Genomic DNA, 3,862 nt, shown 5'->3' on the forward strand with positions numbered 1-3,862 from the left:
GGTCGGCTGGCTGGCCGAGGCGGGGACCCTCGCGGGCGCCGCCGGACTGGGCGCGGGTGCCGTGTCGCTGGTCCTGCGCCTCCACGGCGGGCGGTTCACCCGTGCCTGACCGACGGGCAGCCCCAGGAGCAGACCGAGGGTGATCCATACGTACGTGTTGCTGCCGATGAAGCCGTCTATGCCGGACGCGTCGTCGAACCACAGCCACACCACACTGCTGCACAGCAGGGCGTACAGACCCCCCGCGATCCACAGCAGCCGTCTGCGCCTGAACCCCTCCCCGAACAGGATCGCGAGCGACGGCAGCAGCCAGACGAGGTGATGCACCCAGGTGATCGGGCTGAGGAGACAGGCGGCGAGCCCGGTGAGGGCGAAGGCGCCGAGCACGTCGTCCGCGGCCAGCGCCCGGCGCGCGCGCCACACCCACACACCGAGCACGGCCAGCGCCGCCAGCGCCCAGGCGGCGCGGCTCGGTTCGGCGGGGTCGGCGAGCCGGGCCAGTACGCCTTGCAGCGACTGGTTGGAGACGTAGTCGAGGCGGCCGATGCGGGTGGTGTCCCAGACCGCCTCGGTCCAGTAGAAGCGGGAGGCGTCCGGCATGACCCAGGCCGCGAGTGCGGTGACGGTCGCGGCGACGCCCACCGCGGTCCCGGCGGCTCGCGGACGTCTGGCGAGCAGCAGCAGGACGATGAAGATCGCGGGCGTCAGCTTGATCGCGGCGGCGAGCCCGATCCCGACGCCGGCCCAGCGCTCACGGCCCGTCGACAGCAGCCAGGCGTCGCCGAGGACGAGGGCCAGGAGTACGAGGTTGACCTGGCCGAAGCTGAAGGTGTCGCGGACCGGTTCGAGAAGGGCGAGCAGACAGACCGTGACGGCGAGCCCGAACCAGCCGTGCCGGCGCAGCCTCTCCCCCGCCAGGACGTGCAGGACGAAGGCCGTCGCGGCGAGGTTGAGCAGCAGCCCCACGGCGATCGCGGCGTGCAGTGCGAGCAGTGCCATCGGCAGCATGCTGACCGCGGCGAACGGCGGATACGTGAATCCGTACTCCGTCCCCGGCACCCGGTAGTCGTAGACGCTGCCGCCGTGGTGGATCCAGGCGTCGACGGCCCCGTGGTAGACCCGCAGGTCGAACCAGTCCCGCAGGAGCGGCACGGTCGCGGTGAAGACGGCAACGGCGGTTGCCAGGGCGAGCACGAAGAGCAGCCGCCCGCGATCTGTGCCGGTCAGCCTCATGCGGTCCGCCCCAGGACGGGTGCGTTCGTCGTCTGGTGGGCCTGCCAGAGCACGACCAGCGCGAGCATCCCGCCGGACACCGCCAGGGCCAGTTGCTCGGCATCGGGCGGACCGCCACTGGGCAGGACCGCGAGCGCGAGCGCCCCGGTCACTGCGGCCACCCGGTGGCGTACGGAAGTGCTGGGCGCGGCCGCGGCGATGAGGAACAGCCCCCACAGCGCGTACCAGGGGCGGATGGCCGGGCCGAGCACGGCCACCGTCGCCAGGCTGAGGCCCAGTGCGTAGACCGGGCTGAGGCGGGGGGTGCGAAGCCATATGGCGAGTACGGCGACGGCGGTGGCCACGAGGCCGAGGGCGTGCCACGCGGGCAGCGCGAAGGGAGCGAGGTCGCTGCCCAGGCCTTGGAGAAGGGCACCGGTGGCACGGCCGAGGACGCTCGTGGGCGACAGGTTCTCCGGCGACACGGGCGTCTTGAGGGCGCCGATCCAGCCGTATCCCGTACCGGCGGCGGCCGTTGCGGCGACGGTCGTGGCCACCGCGGCGGCCGCGGCCGTGGCGATGGCTCTCGCCATGCACCCGCCGGCCCGCACCTGGAGGGCCACGACGGCCGCGAGGCCGAGCAGGGCAGGGACCTTGACGAGGGCGGCGAGGGTGACGAGCACGGCGCCCAGGACGGGCCACCGGCCGAGTGCCGCCACCAGTCCCGCGCCCAGCAGGCCGAGCATGATGGCGTCGTTGTGCGCTCCGGCGACGAGGTGCAGCAGCACGAGCGGGTTGAGCGCGCCGAGCCACAGCGCGGCGGCCGGATCGGCACCGCTGTGCCTGGCCAGCCTCGGCAGCGCGGCCGCCATCAGCGCCACGCCGAGCAACGCGACGACCCGCATCCCGAACAGCCCGGCGGGCACCTCGCCCCGGGTCAGCCCGGACAGCGCGGAGGAGACCGCGAGAAAGACCGGTCCGTACGGTGTCGCGGTCCGCTGCCACACGGGCGCGACCTCGTCCGCGAGCGGGCCGCCGAGTATCGCCGGGCCGTGCGTGTAGACGTCTATGTGCGCGTCGACCATCGCGCCCTGCGCGAGATAGCTGTAGACGTCGCGGCTGAACAGGGGCGGCGCGAGGAGCAACGGTGTGGCCCACACGGCGAGTACGACCAGCAGGGCTCGCGGGCTCGGCGGCTCGGGTCCTCGGATCACGCGTCCCAGCAGACCCCAGGCCGCGATGAGCAGCACCACTCCGAAGTACACGCCGACCAGCCCGAGCGCCGCCGGTCCGGACGCGAGGGCCGACAACTCCCTTACGGGCAGCGCCCCGGCCGTCTCGCCTCCCAGCGCGAGGGCGACCGAGCCCGTGAGCCCGAGCAGTTGACAGCGACGCAGATCGACGGAGAAACCCTTGGCCAACACTCGGTCAGCGTGTCAACGCGGGGTGGCCGGAAAGCGACACGTCTCCCTCCGGGCGGCAGCCGCAGCATGGCCGCCGTCTTACCGGACTGCGGACGGCGGTTCTCAGCTGTCGGACGTTCCCGGAGAACCGGCTAGAACACGGACACGCCCGTGAGGGTCGTGAAGCGGTCCAGGGCTGTTACTCCCGCCACCGAGTTGCCCCGCTCGTCCAGGCCGGGGCTCCAGACGCAGAGCGTGCAGCGGCCGGGGACGACGGCGATGATGCCGCCGCCGACACCGCTCTTGCCCGGCAGGCCCACGCGGTAGGCGAAGTCGCCCGCCGCGTCGTACGTGCCGCAGGTGAGCATGATCGCGTTGACCTGTTTGGCCTGGCTCTGGGTCAGCAGGCGCGTGCCGTCGGAGCGGATGCCGTGGCGGGCGAGGAAGCCGGTGGCGAGGGCGAGGTCGGCGCAGGATGCCTCGATGGAGCACTGGTGGAAGTACTGGTCCAGGAGGACCGGGACCGGGTTCTCGATGTTCCCGTACGACGCCATGAAGTGGCCCAGCGCGGCGTTGCGGTCGCCGCGGGTGGCCTCGGAGGCGGCGACGTCCTTGTTGATGGCGAGCTGTTCGTTGCCGCTCTCCGCGCGCAGGAAGTCGAGGAGGGTGTCCGCGGCGTTGCCGGTCCGGGTGTGGAGGCGGTCGGTGACGACGAGGGCGCCCGCGTTGATGAAGGGGTTGCGGGGGATGCCGTTCTCGTACTCCAGCTGCACGAGGGAGTTGAAGGGGTTGCCGGAGGGTTCGCGGCCGACGTGTTCCCAGAGTTCGTCGCCCTCTCGGGCCAGGTCCAGGGCGAGGGTGAAGACCTTGGTGATGGACTGGGTCGAGAACGGCTTCCGCCAGTCGCCGACGCCGTACACCGTGCCGTCCAGCTCCGCGACCGCCATGCCGAACCTGTGCGGGTCGCATGCCGCGAGCGCCGGGATGTAGTCGGCGGGGCGGCCGCGGTCGGGGGCGGCTGCGATCTCTTCGGCGATTCGCTGCAGGACCGGTTGGAAGGTCAGGGGCGAGCTCATGATCACCATTGTGACTCCGGTTCGCTCCGCGGGGGTGGAAGGGGGTGGGGTCGGATCGTGTATGGGTGCGGGTGGTGTGTGGCTGGTCGCGCAGTTCCCCGCGCCCCTAAAGACGCGCCAGCCGTGTGGTGTCGGGTCGGGGCCGCGACGGGGCATCCGATCGCAGCTGTG

At 72.3% G+C, this 3,862-nt stretch carries 3 protein-coding genes; all 3 read right to left on the reverse strand.

Annotation, left to right across the window (positions count from 1 at the left end; genetic code table 11):
- On the reverse strand, window positions 1–1,233 hold a 1,233-nt coding region (locus O3Q52_RS50175; RefSeq protein ID WP_269655097.1), incomplete at its 3' end, for a glycosyltransferase 87 family protein.
- Entirely contained in the window at window positions 1,230–2,636 is a 1,407-nt protein-coding gene (gene mptB, locus O3Q52_RS50180) for a polyprenol phosphomannose-dependent alpha 1,6 mannosyltransferase MptB (RefSeq protein WP_269655098.1), read from the reverse strand. The genes O3Q52_RS50175 and mptB, both read right to left, overlap by 4 nt.
- Before the next feature lie 131 nt (window positions 2,637–2,767).
- Window positions 2,768–3,700 carry a glutaminase gene (locus tag O3Q52_RS50185; RefSeq protein WP_269655099.1) on the reverse strand — a complete coding sequence of 311 codons (933 nt, stop codon included), beginning with the start codon at window positions 3,698–3,700 and terminating at the stop codon, window positions 2,768–2,770.
- Between the last annotated feature and the right edge of the window lie 162 nt (window positions 3,701–3,862).

This window comes from Streptomyces sp. ActVer (assembly GCF_027270795.1).
Lineage (GTDB): Bacteria > Actinomycetota > Actinomycetes > Streptomycetales > Streptomycetaceae > Streptomyces > Streptomyces umbrinus_A.